This window comes from Pelomonas sp. BJYL3 (genome assembly GCF_027257975.1).
Lineage (GTDB): Bacteria > Pseudomonadota > Gammaproteobacteria > Burkholderiales > Burkholderiaceae_C > Roseateles_B > Roseateles_B flavus.
This window is the reverse complement of the sequence record NZ_JANZKX010000005.1, coordinates 60,941-78,695: the sequence shown is the minus strand read 5'-3', so window position 1 is coordinate 78,695 and position 17,755 is coordinate 60,941. Positions and strand designations below refer to the sequence as shown.

Below are 17,755 nucleotides of genomic sequence, written 5' to 3'. Positions count from 1 at the left end.
CTTCTTCAGGGCAGGCGCCGCGGCGGCGCCTCGGCATGGCAGATGAGGCCGCCACCGCCGCTCTTGGCGCGGTACATGGCCTGATCGGCTGCGACCATCAGCGTCTCGGCGTCCTGGCCGTGCTCGGGGAAGCGAGCCACCCCCACGCTGGCGCCCACCCGCAGCTCGCGCCCGTCCCACTGCACGGGCTCGGCCAGGGCGTCGCGGATCTTGCGGGCGACCACGTCCACGTCTTCGGGGTCGCTGACCTGGTCGATGAGGATCACGAACTCGTCGCCGCCGATGCGGGCCACGGTGTCGGACTCCCGCACCAGGTGCCGCAGCCGCAGGGCCAGGGCCTTGAGCACGGCATCGCCGGCCGCGTGGCCCACGCTGTCATTGATCTCCTTGAAGCCGTCCAGGTCCACGAAGAGCATGGCCAGGCGGCCCTGGTCGCGCCGGGCATGGGCCAGGGCGTGGTCCAGGCGGTCCATGAAGAAGCGCCGGTTCTGCAGGCCGGTGAGGCTGTCATGGCTGGCCAGGTGGTCCAGCTCGTGCTGCTTCTGGGCGAGCTTGGCGAACTGGCCGCTGATCTGCAGCTGCATGTGCTCGATGGAGCGGGCCAGCATGCCGATCTCGTCCCGGCGGTCGGTGGGCAGTTCGCCGCTGCGCAGGCCGCCCACGAAGCCCTCGACCGCACGGACGATCTGCGCCAGCGGCCGCGTCAGGGCACGCGCCAGCAGGGCGGCCAGCAGCACCGCCATGGCACTGAAGGCCGCGACGATGCGCAGCACCATGCGCCCCAGGCTGTCACTCTCGGACAGCACCTCGGACAGGGGCTGCGAAAGGCCCAGCACAAAATCCTCCTCGGCCTTCAGCGCGGTCGCCGGCTGGCGCACGAAGGCCGCCACCTGCACGGAGGCATCGCTGCCCTCGGAGCGGGTCACCACGGTCTGCTCGTCCTGGGCGGGCGGGTTCACCAGCAGCTCGCGCACGCCGGGAAACTCGTCCTGCACGAGCGAGGACTGTCCGCGGTCGAAGGCAAAGGTCTTGCTCCGGTCGGGATGGACCAGGTACTCGCCCTGGGCATTGCTGAGGTAGAGCTGCAGGCTCGGCGGGAGGTCGGCGGCCAGCTGGCCGAAGAGACCGTTCAGGTCCACATTGATCACGATGACGCCCAGGGCCACGCCTCGCATGTCCATCACCGGCGCCGACACCTCCAGGGCCGGCTTGCCCTGCCCGGCGTGCGCCCCCACCTCGTGGTTGATCACCGCCCGGGAGACGTACACCTGGCCCGCCTGCAGCCGCAGGGCTTCGTAGACGTAGGGATAGTGGCCCTTCTCCTGCAGGTCGTCGCCCTGCACGCGCGTCACGCCCAGGTCGTCGCGGTCCACGCGCACGCGCTCGATGCCGTGGTTGGCGGCGTCCATCAGCCGCATCTGGAAGTACTCGGGATGCGTCTCCAGCATCTGCCGGAACAGGAGGGCCAGGGTCGTCTCACTGCGAGCCAGCACCTCCGGGTCCGTCCGTAGCAGCATGCGGGCCGCGCCCGGGTGGCCGGCCACCATCAGCACGTCCCGGGCCGTGCCGTCCAGGCCCACGGCCAGCTGCCGGACCAGCACCCGGGTGGCCGTCACCAGGCGCTGCTCAGCGGCGGACACCAGGAGCTGGCGGCTGGCGCTGTAGGCGTAATAGCCCGTCAGCCCGGCGGCCAGCACGCCGCTCAGGGCGAGGGCAAGGCCCAGGCGCCAGGAGATGCCGCCCTTCATCGCTGCAGCACCTTGGACGGCCGGTCGCCGGACTGGATGCGCGACCACAGCTGCTCGCGCCGCTGCTCATCCTCCACCGGCTCCAGCCAGCGCAGCGTCACCTGCGGCGCGCTGCTCACCGATTCGCTGACCGTGTTGGCGAGGCCCTGGCGCGTCACCAGCAGGCTGCTGGCGGGCTCCTCCAGCATGAAGTTGATCCAGGCATGGGCCAGCTCGGCCTGCTGCGTCGCGGCGGAGATGGCCCAGCAGTCCAGCCACGCCAACGCCCCCTCGCGCGGGATGACGTAGCCCACATCGGCGCCGGCCGCCTTCAGCAGGTGCACCTGCTGCATGCCGTAGTTGGCGTACATCAGCGCGACGCGGTGCCGCAGAAAGAGCTGCACGGATTCCTCAGGCAGGCTGTAGAAGCCCAGCACATTGCGCCGCAGGGCCACCAGCTTGTCCACGGCCGCCGGCCAGCGCGCGTCCTCGATGCGGAAGGGCTGGCTCTGCCCCAGCGCCAGGGCGGCCAGCGAGAAGTTGTGGGTGCCGCCCGCATAGGCCAGGACCTTGCCCTTCCAGCGCGGATCCCACAGCTCCTGCAGGGAGGCCGGCGGGGCCGTGACCTGGCGCCGGTCGTAGATCAGGCCCATCTCAGAAAAGGTGTAGGGCACGGCAAAGACCTGCAGCTGGCCCTCGCGCCGGCGGCTCAGGCCCGGGATGGACGAGAGCTCGCGAAAGCGCGGCAGCTGGCGGCGGGTGTTGGGGATGCGCTGGAGCTCGATGGGCAGGGCCATGCCCTGATCGATGTACTGCTGAAGCTCGGCGGTGTTGAGCGCGAAGACATCGAAGTCCCGGCCCTTGTTGGCCAGCAGGCGCTGCCGCATGGCCTCGTCCGATCCCACCACGGTGAGCTCGACCCGCGCCCCGGTCTTCTGCGTGAAGCCCTGCAGCACCTCAGGATCGGCATAGCCCGGCCAGGCCAGCACGCGCAGGACCTTGGCCGCCGGCTGAGCCGCAGCCGGGACCGGCAGGCCCGGGAATCCCAGAAGGCATGACAAAACCAGCAGGATGCGCAACACCATCCAACCATCCTAGAGGAAGCAGGCGACGGCCGGCCCGTTGCATGGGCGTCTACGCCACAGGGACAAGCCTTGATATGCGACAGATGCCGCGAATCCGGGCCTGCGGCTGGCGGCCGATTCCCTCAGGAAGCCCGCACCGGCAGGCCGTGGGCCAGCCAGGCGGCCATGCCCCCTGCCAGGTTGCGTACCTTGCGGTGCCCATGATGGAGAAGGTAGTTCATGGCCTGCTGGCTGCGGCCGCCGGCCGCGCAGGCCATCAGCAGCTCGGCATCCATGGGCAGCTCGTGGTGGCGCCGCTCGAGCTCGCTCAGGGGCAGGTGCAGCACCCGCTCCACGTCATAGGCCATTCTCCGGACCTCGTGGGCCTCGCGGACATCGACCAGCCAGGCCCCTTGCGCCAGGGCTTCCAGAGCGGCACGGGGATCGAGGGACAGCAGGTGAGCGTTCATTGCGGGATTCCGTTGCGTTCAAGAGGGACCGGGACCGCCGGGCGTTCAGGGCTTGAGAAAGCGGGCCCGGACCTCGGCGAGATGGGCCTGCTGGCGGGCCAGCTGGCCGCAGACGAGGTCGCACAGCGCGTAGACCGAGGGATCGGCGATGCGGTAGTACACGCTGGTGCCCCGGCCCTCGCGGTGCACCAGGCCATGGCGCTGCAGCTGCGCCAGGTGGCGGGAGATGTTGGCGGCGCTGCTGCCGCAGGCCCGGGCCAGATCACCCACGCACTGCGGCTGCTCACGCAGGAGGTTGAGCACGCGCAGCCGGCTGGGCTCGGCCAGCAGCTGGAAGAAGCCTGCCACCTGCTCCAGGGCGCTGTCGGGCAGGTCGCGGAGGCCGCAGTGCGGGGCGACGGCCGGCGGCGGCCCGGGCAGCGGCGGATCAGCATCAGAACGGGACTGGGGCATGGAAGACCGACCTCCGGCGCGGCGGCAGGCGGGCTTCGGTTCGCCTTGCCGGTTCAGATTCATTTGACTATTTGCGTGATTGCGCAAATAATAAATCCAACACAGCCCTCTGTCCAGCCCGCGACCCCCACCATGCGCAAGACCCCTCCTCCCTCGCACCCGCTCCGGCCCCTGCCCGCCTGGGCTCCGGCCGCCGCGCTGACACTGGCGTGGGCCCTGACCGGCCTGCCGGCCCTGGCGTCCGGGGCGGCTCAGCCGGCGCTCAAGACCTACACCGTGCAGTCCGGCACGGGCGGGCTGGGCCAGGCGCACGAGGCTCGCGTCGAGGCCCTGCGCCAGACCACGCTGGCCGCCCAGGTGGCTGGCGCCGTGCTTGAGCTGCGCATCAAGCCGGGAGACGCCGTCAAGGCCGGCCAGCTGCTCATGCGGCTGGACGCGCGCAGCGCCGACCAGAGCGCCCAGGCCAGCGAGGCCCAGGCCCAGGTCGCCCGTGCGCAGCTGGAGTTGGCGCGGCGCGAGCTGGACCGCCAGCAGCAGCTCTTCCGCCAGCGCTTCATCAGCCAGGCGGCCCTGGATCAGGCGGAAGCCCAGTTCAAGGCGACCGAGGCGCAGGTGCAGGCCCAGCTGGCCCAGGCCGGCGCCGCGCGCAGCCAGAGCGCCTGGTACCAGCTGCGCGCGCCCTATGCCGGCGTGATCGCCGAGGTGCCCGTGGTGCAGGGTGACATGGCCCTGCCCGGCCGCAGCCTCGCCGTGCTCTACGACCCGGCCGCCCTGCGCGTCACCGCCCATGTGCCGCAGGCCCAGGCCCAGCTCGCCCAGGGCACGGGCCGCACCGTGCTGGTGGACATCCCCGGCCTCGGCATTCAGGGCCAGATGCCCAGCCGCGTGCAGTGGCTGCCCACCGTCGACAGCGGCAGCGGCACCGTGGAGCTGCGGGCGGAGCTGCCGTCCACGCTCAAGGGCCTGGTGCCGGGGCAGTTTGCCCGCATCCGTCTCGGCGGGACCGCGCCGGATGCGGCAGGGCCCGCGGTCCTGCTCGTGCCCGCGGAGGCCGTGGTCCGGCGCGCCGAGATGACGGGGCTCTATGTGCTCAACGCCGAAGGCCGCCCCTTGCTGCGCCAGGTGCGCCTGGGTGAGCGCCGCGGCGGCGAGATCGAGATCCTCAGCGGCCTCAGGGCCGGCGAGCGCGTGGCCCTGGAGCCGCAGGCCGCAGCCCGAGTGCGTTGAGCGGGAGGCCCCATGAAATCAATGGACAAGCCGGCACTGGGCGTCTCGGGTCGCATCGCGGCCTTCTTCCAGTCTGCGCAGATCACGCCCCTGCTGGCCCTGGTGGCCCTGCTGCTGGGCATCTTCGCGGTGATGGTCACGCCTCGCGAGGAGGAGCCGCAGATCAACGTCACCATGGCCCAGGTGCTGGTGCCTTTCCCCGGCGCCTCGGTCAAGGACGTGGAGCAGATGGTGGCCAGCCCCGGCGAGCAGGTGCTGGCGCGGATGGCGGGCGTCGAGCATGTGATGTCGGTTTCGCGGCCGGGCCTGGCGGTGCTGACCGTGCAGTTCAAGGTGGGCGTGCCGCGCACCGAGGCCCTGGTGCGCCTGCATGACACCGTCAGCAGCCATGCGGACTGGCTGCCCGCCGGCCTGGGCGTGCAGCAGCCCCTGGTCAAGCCCCAGGGCATCGACGACGTGCCCATCGTCAGCCTCACCCTCTTCAGCACGCAGCCCGAGACCGGGGCCTATGCGCTTGAACGCGTGGCCCACAGCCTGGAGAGCGAGCTCAAGCGGGTGCCCGGCACCCGTGACGTGGTGAGCCTGGGCGGCCCGGGCCGCGCCGTGCAGATCCACATCGATGCCGCCCGCCTGGCCAAGGCGGGGCTGAGCCTGGGCGAGCTGCGCCAGGCCCTGCAGTCGGCCCAGATGGGTCTGCCCCTGGGCGATCTGCTGCAGGGCGGCCAGGCCGTCGCGCTGGAGGCCGGCCCCTGGCTCGCCTCGGCCCGGGACCTGGAGACGCTGGTGGTGGGCGTGCGCGAGGGCAAGCCCCTGTTCCTGCGCGAGGTGGCCCGCATCGTGGACGGCCCGCTGACGCCCAGCCGCTATGTCTGGCATGGCACGGGCGGCGCCCCGCTGCCGCCTGGTGCGGCCTCCGGCGTGCGTGGCGAATATCCGGCCATCACGATGGCCATCACCAAGAAGGCCGGCGAGAACGCCATCGACGTCGCCAACGCCCTGATGCAGCGCGTGGACACCCTGCGCAACACCGTCATCCCCGCCGACGTGCAGGTGCAGGAAACGCGCAACTACGGCGCCACCGCCAACGACAAGGCGCAGAAGCTGATCCAGAAGCTGCTCTTCGCCACCGCCTCGGTGGTGGCCCTCGTCTTCCTGGCCCTGGGCCGGCGCGAGGCCGCCATCGTGGGCACGGCCGTGATCCTCACGTTGACCGTCACCCTCTTCGCCTCCTGGGCCTGGGGCTTCACGCTCAACCGGGTGTCGCTGTTTGCGCTGATCTTCTCCATCGGCATTCTGGTGGACGACGCCATCGTGGTGGTCGAGAACATCCACCGCCACCAGCAGCTGCATCCCGGCCGCAGCCTGGCGCAGCTGATCCCGGGTGCCGTCGATGAAGTCGGCGGCCCCACCATCCTGGCCACGCTGACGGTGATTGCCGCGCTGCTGCCCATGGCCTTCGTCAGCGGGCTGATGGGGCCGTACATGGGCCCCATCCCCATCAACGCCAGCATGGGCATGCTGCTGTCCCTGGCCATCGCCTTCGTGGTGACGCCCTGGCTGGCCCGCCTGTGGATGAAGGCCCTGCCGGCCGACCACGCGGCGGATCCGGACGCGCTGCACGGCCTCTCGGCGAAGCTGGCGCCCGTCTTCACGCGGCTGTTCACGCCGCTGCTGGACGCGAAGCGGGGCCCGCGCAGCCGCCGCCTGCTGGGCCTGGGCATCGCGGGGCTGATCGCCCTGTCCCTGGCCCTGCCGGTGGCCGGTCTGGTGATGCTGAAGATGCTGCCCTTCGACAACAAGTCAGAGCTGCAAGTGGTGGTGGACCTGCCCGCCGGCACGCCGCTGGAGCAGACGGCCGCGGTGATGCACGAGCTGGGCGCCTACCTGGCCACCGTGCCCGAGGTGCTGCACTACCAGGCCTACGCCGGCACGGCCTCGCCCATCAACTTCAACGGTCTGGTGCGCCAGTACGGGCTGCGCTCCGGCAGCGAGCAGGGTGATCTCCAGGTCAGCCTGGTCGACAAGCAGCACCGCAAGGACCAGAGCCACGCGATCGCCACGCGCCTGCGCCCGCCGCTGCAGGCCATCGCGCGGCGCTTCGGCGCCAACCTGAAGGTGGTCGAGGTGCCGCCGGGTCCGCCGGTGCTGGCCCCGCTGGTGGCCGAGGTCTACGGCCCCGACGACGCCGGCCGCCAGCAGCTGGCCCGCCAGGTGCGCCAGGTCTTCGAGCAGCAGGCCGGCGTGGTCGACGTGGACGACAGCAGCATCGCCGCGGCCCCGCGCCAGCTGCTGCTGGTGCAGCGCGCCCGCGCGGCGCAGCTGGGCGTGAGCCAGGCGGCCATCGTCAGCACCCTGCGCACGGCGCAGGCCGGCGAGGCCGTGCTGTGGCTGCATGACCAGAGCAAGTACCCCACGGCCGCCTGGCTGCAGCTGCCGCCCGAGCAGCAGGGCAGCCTGGACGCCCTGCTCTCGCTGCGCGTGCGCTCGGCCCAGGGCGCGCTGGTGCCGCTGCGCGAGCTGGTGACGGTGTCCGACACGCAGCGCGAGCAGCCGCTCTTCCACAAGGACCTGCTGCCGGTGAACTACGTCACCGGCGACATGGCCGGGCGCGTGGACAGCCCGCTCTACGGCATGTTCCAGATGCGCAGCGCCATCGCCCAGCTCCGGGCGCCGGACGGCGGGCCGGTGGACGAGCACTTCATCCGCCAGCCCGACGACGCCTTCCGCGGCTACGCCCTCAAGTGGGACGGCGAATGGCAGATCACCTACGAGACCTTCCGCGACATGGGCGCCGCCTACGCCGTGGGCCTGGTGCTGATCTACCTGCTGGTGGTGGCCCAGTTCGGCTCCTACCTGACGCCCCTGGTCATCATGGCGCCCATCCCGCTGACCCTGATCGGCGTGATGCCCGGCCACGCCCTGCTGGGCGCGCAGTTCACCGCCACCAGCATGATCGGCATGATCGCGCTGGCCGGCATCATCGTGCGCAACTCCATCCTGCTGGTGGACTTCATCCAGCTGCAGCTGCGGGCCGGCCTGCCCTTCGAGACGGCCATCCTGCGCTCCGCCATCACCCGCGCCCAGCCCATCCTGCTGACGGGCCTGGCCGCCATGCTGGGCGCCTTCTTCATCCTGGACGACCCCATCTTCAACGGCCTGGCCATCTCGCTGATCTTCGGCATCCTGGTCTCGACCCTGCTGACGCTGATCGTCATCCCGACCCTCTATTTCGTCGCCTACCGCCACCGCCTGCACCTGCTGCTGGCCCCCGCTCCCACGACCTCACCCACTGAAGGAGACTGACATGACTTCCTGGCAAATCGTGCGCATCGCCGCCGGCTTCTTCGTGCTGCTGTCCCTGGCCCTGGGCCTGCCCGGCAGTCCCGTGTTTCACTCGCAGTGGTGGCTGGCCTTCACCGCCTTTGTCGGCCTGAACCTGCTGCAGAGCGGCTTCACCCGCTGGTGCATGATGGAATCGATCCTGCGAAAGCTCGGGGTGCGCCCGGGCTGCTGAATCAAGGAGAAGTCCATGCATCTGGTCTGTGCCCATTGCGGCGCCACCAATCGCGTCCCGCCCGAGCGCCTGCAGGACCAGCCGGTCTGTGGCCGCTGCGGGGCCGAGATCGCACCGCCCCGCCCGCTGGCCCTCGCTGACGCCCTGTTCGCCGACTACATCGCCAAGACCGAGGCGCCCGTGCTGGTGGACTTCTGGGCGGCCTGGTGCGGCCCCTGCCGCATGATGGCGCCGCAGTTCGAGGCTGCGGCCGCGCAGGCGCCCGGCGTGCGCTTCATCAAGGTCGACACGGAAGCCTGCCCGCAGACTGCCGCGCGGCTGGGCATCCGCAGCATCCCCACCCTGGCGCTGTTCCTTGGCGGCCGCGAGATTGCGCGCCAGAGCGGCGCCATGTCGGCTGCCGAGCTGCTTCGCTGGCTTCAATCCCATCTCCAGAAAGGACATGCCTGATGAGCGATGAACTCGTTCGCGTCGACCTGGTCCAGCAAGCGGACTACCGCTTCGACACCCGCTTCGGCGGCGAGGTCCCCGCCCTGCTGACCGATGAGCCGCCCCCCCTGGGCACCGGCCAGGGCCCGTCGCCCGTGCAGCTGCTGTGCGCGGCCGTGGCCAACTGCCTCTCGGACTCCCTGCTCTTCGCCCTGCGCAAGTACAAACAGGCGCCCGAGCCGCTGCGCTGCAGTGTGGAGGCCCAGGTCGGCCGCAATGCCGAAGGCCGGGTGCGGGTGCTGGCCATGCGCGCCCAGCTGCAGCTGGGCGTGCCCGCCGCGCAGCTGCAGCACCTGGATCGCGTACTGAGCCAGTTCGAGGCCTTCTGCACCGTGACGCAGAGCGTGGGCCAGGGCATTGCCATCACCACGGAAGTGCGGGATGCCGAGGGCGCCCTGCTCAAGCCTGCCACCCCCCTCACCCACTGAAACCACAGACCCCCGAAGGAGTACTCACATGCAAGCCAATGTCGGAACCCTGGACCGCGCCATGCGCGTCATTGCCGGCGTCGTCCTGATCGCCGCCACCCTGCTGGGCTTCATCGGCGCCTGGGGCTGGATCGGCCTGGTCTTCATTGCCACCGGCCTGCTGCGCTTCTGCCCGGCCTACCTGCCCTTCGGCATGAGCACCTGCAAGACGCCGGACAGCAAGTGAGCCATAGCGGCGCCTGAGTCAGGCCCGGGGTCAGGTCTTGCCTGCATCGCGGGCGATCTGCTCCTGGACCCAGCGCTGCAGCAGCTCGACCGGCTTCTCGCTGCGCTGGAGCTCGTGCAGGGGCCCGATGCTCACCACCTTGCCCTCGGGGCTCAGCAGCGCGAAGGCCGGGAAGCTGTTGACACCCAGGGACTGCAGGAAGGGCTTGGCCTGGGGATAGACCGGCCAGCGCAGACCGTGGTCCTGGACGAAGCGCCGGCTGGTGGCCTCGTCGTCGAAGGTGACGGCGGCCAGACGCAGCTCAGGCATGCGCGCCTGCAGCCCGTTGAGCACAGGCACCTCCGCCACGCACGGGGCGCAGCCGGCAAAGTAGAAGCTCATCAGGGTGTAGCGGCCCTTGAGGGTGTCCGGCGACAGCGCCGCCTGGTCCAGGGAGCGCAGCGAGAAGCCGGGCACGGCATCGCCCGCAGACACCTTGAAGCGCGCCGTGTCCGGCCGTCTGCCGGGCGGCTGCAGCTGCAGCGCCACCCCCTGCGTGCTCTTGGAGATGGCCACGCTCAGCTTGCCCTCGGCCGCCTTGAGGCGCTGGTAGAAGGCCTCTCGGGGCAGGTCGCGGCCGTCCTCGTCCTGGTAGCGGAGCGGGGTCTGCGCCGGCACGCCCAGGGCCGCCAGGAAGGCAGGCTCCTCGGCCGCCGCCTGCGGCAGGCTGAAGCCGGCCGCCTGCGCCAGATTCATGGTGGCGCTGAAGGCCAGGGCCGCCAGCAGCGCTGCCGGACGGAGGGGGCGGAAGTGATGGACGCTGATCATGGGCGCTAGTGTGCTGCGCAGGATCGGCAGACGTCTTAGCCCCGGCTTAAGCCGGCTCGGCGGCCCTGCGGCTTGTCGCCTGGGCGTCATTCTGCAGGGGAAGGCCCCAGGCCCCGGCGGACGGCCGCTGGGTTAGTGTCGGGGGATGAGCAGCACGCCGCCCCGCACGGTCTTCGAGGCCGACTTCACGACCGCCCTGTGCCAGATCTTCGAGGAGCACATCAGCTTCAACAAGGTGCTGGGTCTGCAGGTCACCGCACTGGAGGCGCAGGCCGCGGAAGCCACCGTGGCCATGCGCCCCGAGCTGATCGGGCACTTCGCCCACCACCGCATGCATGGCGGCGTGATCTCGGCCACGCTGGACGCTCTGGGCGGCCTGGCCGTGATGACGGCCATCGGCGACCGCCACCGCGACGAGCTCCCGGCCGCCCGCCTGCAGCGCTTCAACAAGCTGGGCACCATCGACCTGCGGGTGGACTACCTGCGCCCCGCCATCGGCGAACGCTTCCGGGCCCGGGCCGAGGTGCTGCGCCTGGGCAGCCGCGTGGCCAGCACCCGCATGGAGTTCATGGATGCCCAGGGACGCCTCCTGAGCACGGGATCGGCGGCCTACATGGTGTCCTGAGCCGGGCCGCCGCAGCGTCGGTCAGGTGCGTCCGTCAGGTGCGTCGGTCAGGCGCGCCGATCATGCGTCCGGGCGGCGTAAAAGGCCTTCTTGTGTTCGTACATCATCGTGTCGGCGCGATGCACGGCGGCCTCGATGCGCTCGCCGCCGCGCCACACGGCCCGCCCGACGGACATCTCCAGCAGCGCCCCGGCATGGAACTGATTGTTGAGCTCCAGCAGCTCCTCGACCTGGGCCTGCATGGCCTCCACGGCGGCCTCGTCGGCACCGGGCATCAGCAGCACGAATTCGTCCCCGCCGATGCGCGAAGCCGTCATCGGCGCCTCCACCGCCTTGGCCAGCACCTCGCCGGCACGGCGCAGGAGGGCGTCGCCCGCGGCATGGCCGGTCTCGTCGTTGAAGCGCTTCAGCCCGTTGACATCCAGCAGCAGGATGCCCAGCGGCGCCAGCCCGCGACGCTCCAGGCGGTTGATCTCGTCACTGAAGAAGCTGCGGTTGCGCAGCTTGGTCAGGGCGTCGTGCTTGCCAAGGAACTCGAGATAGGCCTCCGCCTTCTTGCGGGCGCTGATGTCGGTCAGCGAGACCTGCACCAGGGACCAGTCGTGCTCATGCCCCGGCAGCACGCTGAACTGCAGGTGCACGTGCAGCAGCTCGCCGTCCAGGGTGTAGTTGACGGTCTCGCGCTGCTGGAAGATCTGGCCGTTCCACAGCTCGATGAGCTGCTCGGTGAAGGGGCGGCGCATCTCGTCCCGGAACACGTCGCTGAGGCGGGCCACCAGGGTGGCCTGGTCGGGCGAGCGGAACAGGCGCAGGGTCTGGCGGTTGACGCGCAGCACGCGGATCTGGGCCATGCAGCGCTCGACGAAATCCGGATGGACGTCGGTGAAGGTACGGAAGTCGGTGATGCCCTGCTCGCGGACCTCGTCCAACAGGCGCTTGACGCCGCTGAAGTCCTCCACCCACAGCGAGACAGGCGAATGCTCGAAGAGGCCGTTGGCATAGCGCTCGCTGGCCTGCAGCTCGCGCTGGGCCTGCACGCGCGCCGTGATGTCCTCGAGGGACAGCAGCACCCGTGACCAGTCCGCCTCATGCCCCGGCAGCACGCGCACGGACAGGCGCACGTCCAGGCGGCGGCCGTCCAGGGTGTAGTTGACGGTCTGGCTCTCGTAGCTCAGCTCGCCGCGCCACAGCCGCTCCAGATCCTGCACATGGTGGTCCAGCATGTCGTCCCGGAAGACGGCGCCCAGATTGGCCACCAGATGGGCCTGGTCCCGGGCGCCGAACAGGCTCAGGGTCATGCGGTTGACGCACAGCACCCGGAGACCCTCGGTGCACACCCGCAGGTCCTCAGGATGGCGCTGCAGGTGGGGTCGCAGCTCGCTCACACCCTCGGCCCGCAGCCGGCGGAAGAGCTGAGCCAGGGCGCTGAAGTCCTCCAGCCAGAGGGACATCGGTGCCAGCTCGAAGAGCGCAAACCACTCGTGGGTGTCGGCATGCCGGTCCAGGGCGGCACGGACTTCGGAAGACTTGTCGGCGGGCATGGCAGGATCCGGCATCACGGTTCTCGCCCCAGTCTAGCGGTGAATCCCGGGAGCGAGGCGCCAAGGAATTGGCATAGAGTCCGGGCATGCAGTCCCCGCAGTACCCGCAGCACCCCGATGCCGCCCCGGCCGAGGTTCCCCGCACCGCCGCCGACGCCCCGGAGGCCCCTGCCACGGGCGAGGCCCTGCTTGAGCGGGCCATCCAGTCCTGGCAGACCGGTGATCTGCTGGGCAGCTGCCGCCAGGCCCTGGCCGCTGCGGCCGCCCTCAGTGGCGGGCCGGCGTCCACGGCCCTCCCGCATGCCCTGCGCCAGGCCGCCCTGGCCCTGTGCGAGTTCGGACTGGCTGCCGAAGCCCTGCCCCTGGCCCGCGCCTCCGTGCGCTACCTGGAGCGCGAGCAGCTGCATGAGCCGCTGTCCGCCTGCCTGAGCTGCCTGGGCCATGTCCACGCCCGGCTGGGCGAGCTGGACCAGGCCGAGCTGCTGCACATGCGGGCCCTCTCCCTGGCCCGCGAGTCCATCGACAGCGGCGACCGCATGCGGGCCTACACCAATCTGCTGGTCTCCATGGCCGCCGCCCACGAGCAGGCCCTGGACCGCGGCGACGAGGAAGGCCGGGTGATGGCCCGCCTCGCCCTGCGCCGCGCCGAGCGCCACCTGGGCGGGGCGCGCTCGCTGGCCCAGGACGGCCGCCTGCATGCCATCTTCCAGGGCGTGCTGAAGCTGGCCGTGGCCCACCTGCTGGTGCTGCTGCACCGTCTGGATGAGGCCGAGATCCTGCTGAATCAGCTGCTGGCGCAATGGTCCGTCGATGACCGGACGCGCTACTGGCGCTGGTCGGCCGAGGAAACCCTGGCCGACCTGCTGAACCGCCGGGGCCGCCCAGGCGAAGCCTGGCAGCTCCTGGCCCGCCTGCTCGCCGAGCCTGACCTGCAGGCCAATGTACAGCTGCACGGCTCGGTCCTGCGACAGGCCCTGCGCAGCCTGCGTGCCATGGACGGACCCAATGCCCAGGACCGCATCCGCGAGCTGGAGGCCGAACGGCAACGCTGGGAACAGCGCTGCACCCAGGCCGCCACGCAGGCGCGCGAGGCGCTGGCGCAGGAGCTGCTGCAGCTCGATCCCTGGCTGCGCGTCGTCCTCAGGGGTGCGGACTGACGCGGTAGGCGCAGCGCCGCGCGCCCGCCAGCTGGTGCTCCGTGCGCTGCACCTGCCCCCAGGGTGCCAGGCAGCGCTGGAACAGGGCCAGCTCCGAGCGGCAGAAGCCCTGGCAGGCCTGGGCGGCCGCGCAGATGGGGCAGTGGTCCTCGATCAGCAGCCAGTCCGCGCCCGCGCGCTCGACCCGCGCCATATAGCCCTCGCTCTCGCGCTCGGCGGCCAGCGCCAGCAGGGCGCTGCGCAGGCCGCGCTTGCCGGCCAGGGCGGCCTGGTAGCGGCGTTCGCTGTCCTGCTCGCGGGCATCGATCAGGCGCTCCAGCGCGGGCTCGCCCAGCAGGCTGCGGACCTGGTGGATCAGCTGCACCGTGAGCTCGCCGTGGCGATCCGGGAACTCGGCATGGCCCGCGGCACTGAGCCGCCAGACGCGGCGCGGGCGACCGACGGCACCGGCCTCGTCCTGCCACAGCAGCAGGCCTTCGTCAGCCAGCTGCTGCAGCTGCTTGTGCACGCCCATGCCGCTGAGGCCCAGGCCTTCGGCCAGCTGCGCCGCCGTCTGAGGGCCGCCGCTCTTGAGCTGCTGCAGCAGGCGCTGGCGGGCTTCGGTCTTCATGCCTGGCCCTCCTGCTGCCGACCCCTCTGATGCTCCGCCCGCGCCAGCGCCACGAGCTGCCAGGCCGCCAGCACGCAGGTCAGGCCGCCCAGGCCCATGATCCAGCGCGAGGACAGCAAGGCAAGACCTGACCCCAGCAGGGCCACCACCACATTGGCCAGGCAGAAGATGGTGGACAGCAGGCCCATCACCCGCCCCTGGCCATGGCTGGCGAAGCGCTCGGACATCCAGGCCGGCATGACGGCGTTGTAGAGCGCCAGGGGCAGGCCCAGGAAGGCGATCATCACCAGCCCCGGCGTGGACGGCAGCACCGCCAGCAGGCTCAGGCCCAGGGCCGCGAGCAGGGCCAGCCAGGCGGCGTCGCGCAGGGGATGGGCTCGCCGCCCGCTGCCAAAGCGCCCCGCCATCACGCTGGCCAGCGTCATGGTGGCGCACTGCGCGGCGGTGACGTAGGCAATGCCGCGGCTGCCCAGCCCGGCCTGCTCCAGCATCCACAGCGGCGCGAATTCATAGAGGGCCGTCACGCCCACCGTGTAGAGGAACTGCAGCAGGGCCAGACGCGCCAGCACCGGGTCCTCGCGCAGCAGCCCCAGGGCCTGCTGCTCGCGCATGGACTGCAGCAGATGCAGGGGCCCGCTCACGCGCTTGCCGGCGGGCACGCCCGCGCCCAGGATCACCAGGCAGGGCAGCATGGCCAGGCCGGCCAGCACGAAGGGCACAGGCTCGCCCAGGCCCAGCGTCAGCCCGCCAACCAGGGGCCCCAGCAGCCAGCCCGCATAGAGGCAGGCATTGAGCCAGGCCAGGCCGCGGGTGCGGTCGATCTGGCCGTGCAGGTCCGCCACCAGGGCACGGGCCACGGCCACATTGCCCTCGGTGATGCCGGTCAGGAAGCGGGCCAGCACGAAGACCAGGAACCAGCGCTGATGCAGGGCATAGGCGGTCAGCAGATAGCCCAGCAGCGTGGCCGTCAACGTGACGTTGAGAGTGGCACGCCGGCCGTAGCGGTCGGACAGCGGCCCGATGAAGAGGCTGCCCAGCAGGATGCCCAGCGGGTTGACCGCCAGGGCCAGGCCCATCAGCAGCTTGGGGTCGAGGCCCAGGAAGTGGGTGAAGGCATCCGGCGGCCCGTCCACGAAGATGGGCGCCAGGATGGGATAGGGCATGGACACGCCCACCGTGCTCATCAGGGCCAGCGCGCACACGGCGCCCAGCACCCAGTAGGGATGGCGGATCTGCGGGGCCTCGGGCTGGGGCAGCGGAGGATGGAGTGCGGCGCTCATGGTGCGGGGGCGGCCGCGGGGGGCTGTCGATTCGTCATGGCGGCATGATGCAGGCAGGCCTTCAATTTATCAACAAATCGTTGATTAACCACGAGCGCGCCGCTGACATCGGCAGGCACCGAAGGCACAATCCCGCCATGCCATTCCGTGCACTCGAACTCCCTCCCGACATCAGCGGCCGGCTGTGGCTGCAGTCCATGCCCGGCCGCCTGGAGCCCTGGGGCGCATTCCTTGACGAAGCCCGGCTGCGCCAGCTGAGCCTGGTCAGCTGCCTCAATCCGCTGGACGAGGTGGCCCAGCTCTCGCCGCTGTACCACAAGGCCGTCAGCGAGGGCCGCCTGCCCTTTCGCTGGCAGCACCTGCCCATGCGCGATTTCGGCCTGGGCGCGAATCCCGAGGCCTTCCGCCAGGGCGTGGAGACGCTGATCCACAGCCTGCGCGTAGGCGACCGCGTGCTGCTGCACTGCGCCGCGGGCATTGGCCGTACCGGCACCGTGGCGGCCTGCGTGCTCAAGGGCCTCGGCCTGGAGGTCGAGGAGTCCCTGCAGCGGGTGCGGCAGGCGGGGTCCAATCCCCAGTCCGCCGTGCAGAGCGGCTGGGTGGAGCAGTTCTGAGCGCCACCAGCCCACTGCCACCCGCACCGGCGCCCGAGACGCTGCAGCTGGGCTGGGTCCATGTCGGCCCGGGCTGCGTGGTCGTGGACAAGCCCAGCGGCCTGCTGTCCGTGCCCGGCCGGGGCGAGGACAAGCAGGACTGCGCGGCCAGCCGCGTGCAGGCGCGCTTCCCCGAGGCGCTGGTGGTGCACCGTCTCGACATGGCCACCTCCGGCCTGCTGGTCTTCGCCCGCAGCCCCGAGATGCAGCGCCTGCTGAGCGATGCCTTCGCCACGCGCCGGGTCGAGAAGCGCTATGTGGCGGTGCTGGGCGGTCTGGTCGAAGCCGACGAGCAGGCCATCGACCTGCCCCTGCTCACCGACTGGCCGAATCGACCGCGGCAAATGGTCTGCCATCAGCGCGGCAAGCCCTCGCAGACCCTTCTGCGGGTGCTGGAGCGCGACACCGCCCGTCAGCAGACCCGCGTCGAGCTGCTGCCGCTGACCGGGCGCTCGCACCAGCTGCGGGTGCACTGTCTGGCCATCGGCCACCCCATCCTCGGCGATGCGCTCTATGCGCCGCCCGCCCTGCAGCAGGCGGCCCCGCGCCTGCTGCTGCACGCCTGCCAGCTGGGCCTGCCCGCCCTGGGCGAGGTGCCGGCGCTGCAGCTGCAGAGCACACCCCCGTTCTGAGCGCCCGGCCCGGCGCCATCCGATGCAATCCAGCGCGAGAATGCAGGCATGAACAGCCCCAAGCGCCATCTCTACATCGTCAGCGGCAGCTCACGCGGCCTGGGCCTGGCCCTTGCGCGCGAGCTGCTGGCCAGCCCCGAGCACCAGGTCCTGGGCATTGCCCGGCGGGACAACGAAGCGCTCTACGGCCTGGCAGCTTCCACCGGCAGCGTGCTGCAGCAGTGGCGCCAGGACCTCGCCCAGCCCCTGCCCGTGGCCCAGGCCCTGAAGCAGTGGCTGCAGGCGCAAGCCCTGGACCGCTTCAACAGCCTCACGCTGATCAACAACGCCGGCGTGGTGACCCACCCGGGCGCCGTGCAGGACACGCCCCTGGCCGAGCTGTCCAGCGCCCTGCGCGTGGGCGCGGAGGCAGCCCTGCTGCTCAGCGCGGCCTTCCTGGACGCCTGCCGCCACGTGCCGGGCGAGCTGCGCGTGCTGAATATCTCGTCCGGACTTGGGCGGCGCGCCATGGCCGGCACGGCGGCCTATTGCGCGGCCAAGGCGGCCATGGACCACCTGTCCCGGGCCATGGCCCTGGACGAGGCACACCGGGCGAGCCAGGGGCTGAAGGCGGCCCGCATCGTCTCCCTGGCGCCGGGCGTCATCGACACCGACATGCAGCAGCAGCTGCGCAGCGCCGCACCCGCCGCGTTCCCGGACCAGCCGCGGTTCAGCGCCCTGAAGGCCGAACAGCAGCTCAGCAGCCCGGCCCAGACGGCCACTGCCGTGCTGCGCTACCTGGCGCGGCCGGATTTCGGGGAGCAGGTGATCGCGGACGTGAGAGAGGCCTGAGGCCGGCGGGCGTCGAGACCC

Annotated in this window: 19 protein-coding genes; 11 read left to right on the top strand and 8 right to left on the bottom strand. The window is 71.1% G+C overall.

Annotation, left to right across the window (positions count from 1 at the left end):
* Window positions 1-5: 5 nt before the first annotated feature.
* From O9Y01_RS15965 to O9Y01_RS15950, 4 genes are all read right to left on the bottom strand, one after another.
* Entirely contained in the window at window positions 6-1,748 is a 1,743-nt protein-coding gene (locus O9Y01_RS15965; protein ID WP_269632599.1) for a bifunctional diguanylate cyclase/phosphodiesterase, read from the bottom strand.
* Window positions 1,745-2,812 (bottom strand): ABC transporter substrate-binding protein, encoded by a 1,068-nt coding sequence (locus tag O9Y01_RS15960; protein ID WP_269632598.1) that lies wholly within the window; start codon window positions 2,810-2,812, stop codon window positions 1,745-1,747. Before O9Y01_RS15960 ends, O9Y01_RS15965 begins: the two co-directional genes overlap by 4 nt.
* Before the next feature lie 122 nt (window positions 2,813-2,934).
* Complete coding sequence (locus tag O9Y01_RS15955; protein WP_269632597.1) at window positions 2,935-3,261, bottom strand: rhodanese-like domain-containing protein; 327 nt, start codon at window positions 3,259-3,261, stop codon at window positions 2,935-2,937.
* A 45-nt stretch (window positions 3,262-3,306) separates the two neighbouring features.
* On the bottom strand, window positions 3,307-3,714 hold the full coding sequence (locus O9Y01_RS15950; protein ID WP_269632596.1) for an ArsR/SmtB family transcription factor: 408 nt from the start codon (window positions 3,712-3,714) through the stop codon (window positions 3,307-3,309).
* A gap of 132 nt (window positions 3,715-3,846) precedes the next feature.
* On the opposite strand from O9Y01_RS15950, the gene O9Y01_RS15945 reads away from it, so the two are divergent.
* The 6 genes from O9Y01_RS15945 to O9Y01_RS15920 are packed head-to-tail and all read left to right on the top strand — an operon-like array spanning window position 3,847 to window position 9,598.
* Entirely contained in the window at window positions 3,847-4,941 is a 1,095-nt protein-coding gene (locus tag O9Y01_RS15945; RefSeq protein WP_269632595.1) for an efflux RND transporter periplasmic adaptor subunit, read from the top strand.
* Between the two features lie 21 nt (window positions 4,942-4,962).
* Window positions 4,963-8,244 (top strand): efflux RND transporter permease subunit, encoded by a 3,282-nt coding sequence (locus O9Y01_RS15940; RefSeq protein ID WP_269632882.1) that lies wholly within the window; start codon window positions 4,963-4,965, stop codon window positions 8,242-8,244.
* A gap of 1 nt (window position 8,245) precedes the next feature.
* Window positions 8,246-8,455: a YgaP family membrane protein gene (locus O9Y01_RS15935; protein WP_269632594.1), complete on the top strand. Its 210-nt coding sequence runs from the start codon at window positions 8,246-8,248 to the stop codon at window positions 8,453-8,455.
* Between the two features lie 15 nt (window positions 8,456-8,470).
* On the top strand, window positions 8,471-8,905 hold the full coding sequence (gene trxC, locus O9Y01_RS15930) for a thioredoxin TrxC (RefSeq protein WP_269632593.1): 435 nt from the start codon (window positions 8,471-8,473) through the stop codon (window positions 8,903-8,905).
* Window positions 8,905-9,372 (top strand): OsmC family protein, encoded by a 468-nt coding sequence (locus O9Y01_RS15925; RefSeq protein ID WP_269632592.1) that lies wholly within the window; start codon window positions 8,905-8,907, stop codon window positions 9,370-9,372. Before trxC ends, O9Y01_RS15925 begins: the two co-directional genes overlap by 1 nt.
* Before the next feature lie 28 nt (window positions 9,373-9,400).
* A complete protein-coding gene (locus O9Y01_RS15920) occupies window positions 9,401-9,598 on the top strand; it encodes a YgaP family membrane protein (protein ID WP_269632591.1) in 198 nt (65 codons plus the stop codon).
* 30 nt (window positions 9,599-9,628) lie between these two features.
* On the opposite strand, the gene O9Y01_RS15915 is transcribed toward O9Y01_RS15920, so the two are convergent.
* Entirely contained in the window at window positions 9,629-10,405 is a 777-nt protein-coding gene (locus tag O9Y01_RS15915) for a TlpA family protein disulfide reductase (protein ID WP_269632590.1), read from the bottom strand.
* A gap of 145 nt (window positions 10,406-10,550) precedes the next feature.
* Between O9Y01_RS15915 and O9Y01_RS15910 the strand changes: the two genes are divergently transcribed.
* Window positions 10,551-11,030: a thioesterase family protein gene (locus O9Y01_RS15910; RefSeq protein WP_269632589.1), complete on the top strand. Its 480-nt coding sequence runs from the start codon at window positions 10,551-10,553 to the stop codon at window positions 11,028-11,030.
* 47 nt (window positions 11,031-11,077) lie between these two features.
* On the opposite strand, the gene O9Y01_RS15905 is transcribed toward O9Y01_RS15910, so the two are convergent.
* On the bottom strand, window positions 11,078-12,481 hold the full coding sequence (locus O9Y01_RS15905) for a sensor domain-containing diguanylate cyclase (RefSeq protein ID WP_269632881.1): 1,404 nt from the start codon (window positions 12,479-12,481) through the stop codon (window positions 11,078-11,080).
* A gap of 176 nt (window positions 12,482-12,657) precedes the next feature.
* Between O9Y01_RS15905 and O9Y01_RS15900 the strand changes: the two genes are divergently transcribed.
* A complete protein-coding gene (locus O9Y01_RS15900; RefSeq protein WP_269632588.1) occupies window positions 12,658-13,728 on the top strand; it encodes a hypothetical protein in 1,071 nt (356 codons plus the stop codon).
* On the opposite strand, the gene O9Y01_RS15895 is transcribed toward O9Y01_RS15900, so the two are convergent.
* Window positions 13,712-14,338, bottom strand: a complete 627-nt coding sequence (locus O9Y01_RS15895) for a helix-turn-helix transcriptional regulator (protein ID WP_269632587.1) — start codon at window positions 14,336-14,338, stop codon at window positions 13,712-13,714. The two genes, O9Y01_RS15900 and O9Y01_RS15895, sit on opposite strands and share 17 nt — an antisense overlap.
* The gene (locus tag O9Y01_RS15890) at window positions 14,335-15,618 is read right to left on the bottom strand and encodes an MFS transporter (protein ID WP_269632586.1); all 1,284 of its coding nucleotides are present in this window, start codon (window positions 15,616-15,618) and stop codon (window positions 14,335-14,337) included. The genes O9Y01_RS15895 and O9Y01_RS15890 overlap by 4 nt, the downstream gene beginning before the upstream one ends.
* 137 nt (window positions 15,619-15,755) lie before the next feature.
* Here O9Y01_RS15890 and O9Y01_RS15885 point away from each other — a divergent pair, with 137 nt between their 5' ends.
* The 3 genes from O9Y01_RS15885 (at window position 15,756) to O9Y01_RS15875 (ending at window position 17,734) form a co-directional block, all read left to right on the top strand.
* Entirely contained in the window at window positions 15,756-16,232 is a 477-nt protein-coding gene (locus tag O9Y01_RS15885; protein ID WP_269632585.1) for a protein-tyrosine phosphatase family protein, read from the top strand.
* Window positions 16,233-16,315: 83 nt separating this feature from the next.
* Window positions 16,316-16,903, top strand: coding sequence for a pseudouridine synthase (locus O9Y01_RS15880; protein ID WP_332108755.1), 588 nt, complete (start codon window positions 16,316-16,318; stop codon window positions 16,901-16,903).
* Window positions 16,904-16,951: 48 nt separating this feature from the next.
* Window positions 16,952-17,734: an SDR family NAD(P)-dependent oxidoreductase gene (locus O9Y01_RS15875; protein ID WP_269632584.1), complete on the top strand. Its 783-nt coding sequence runs from the start codon at window positions 16,952-16,954 to the stop codon at window positions 17,732-17,734.
* Window positions 17,735-17,755: the final 21 nt, after the last annotated feature.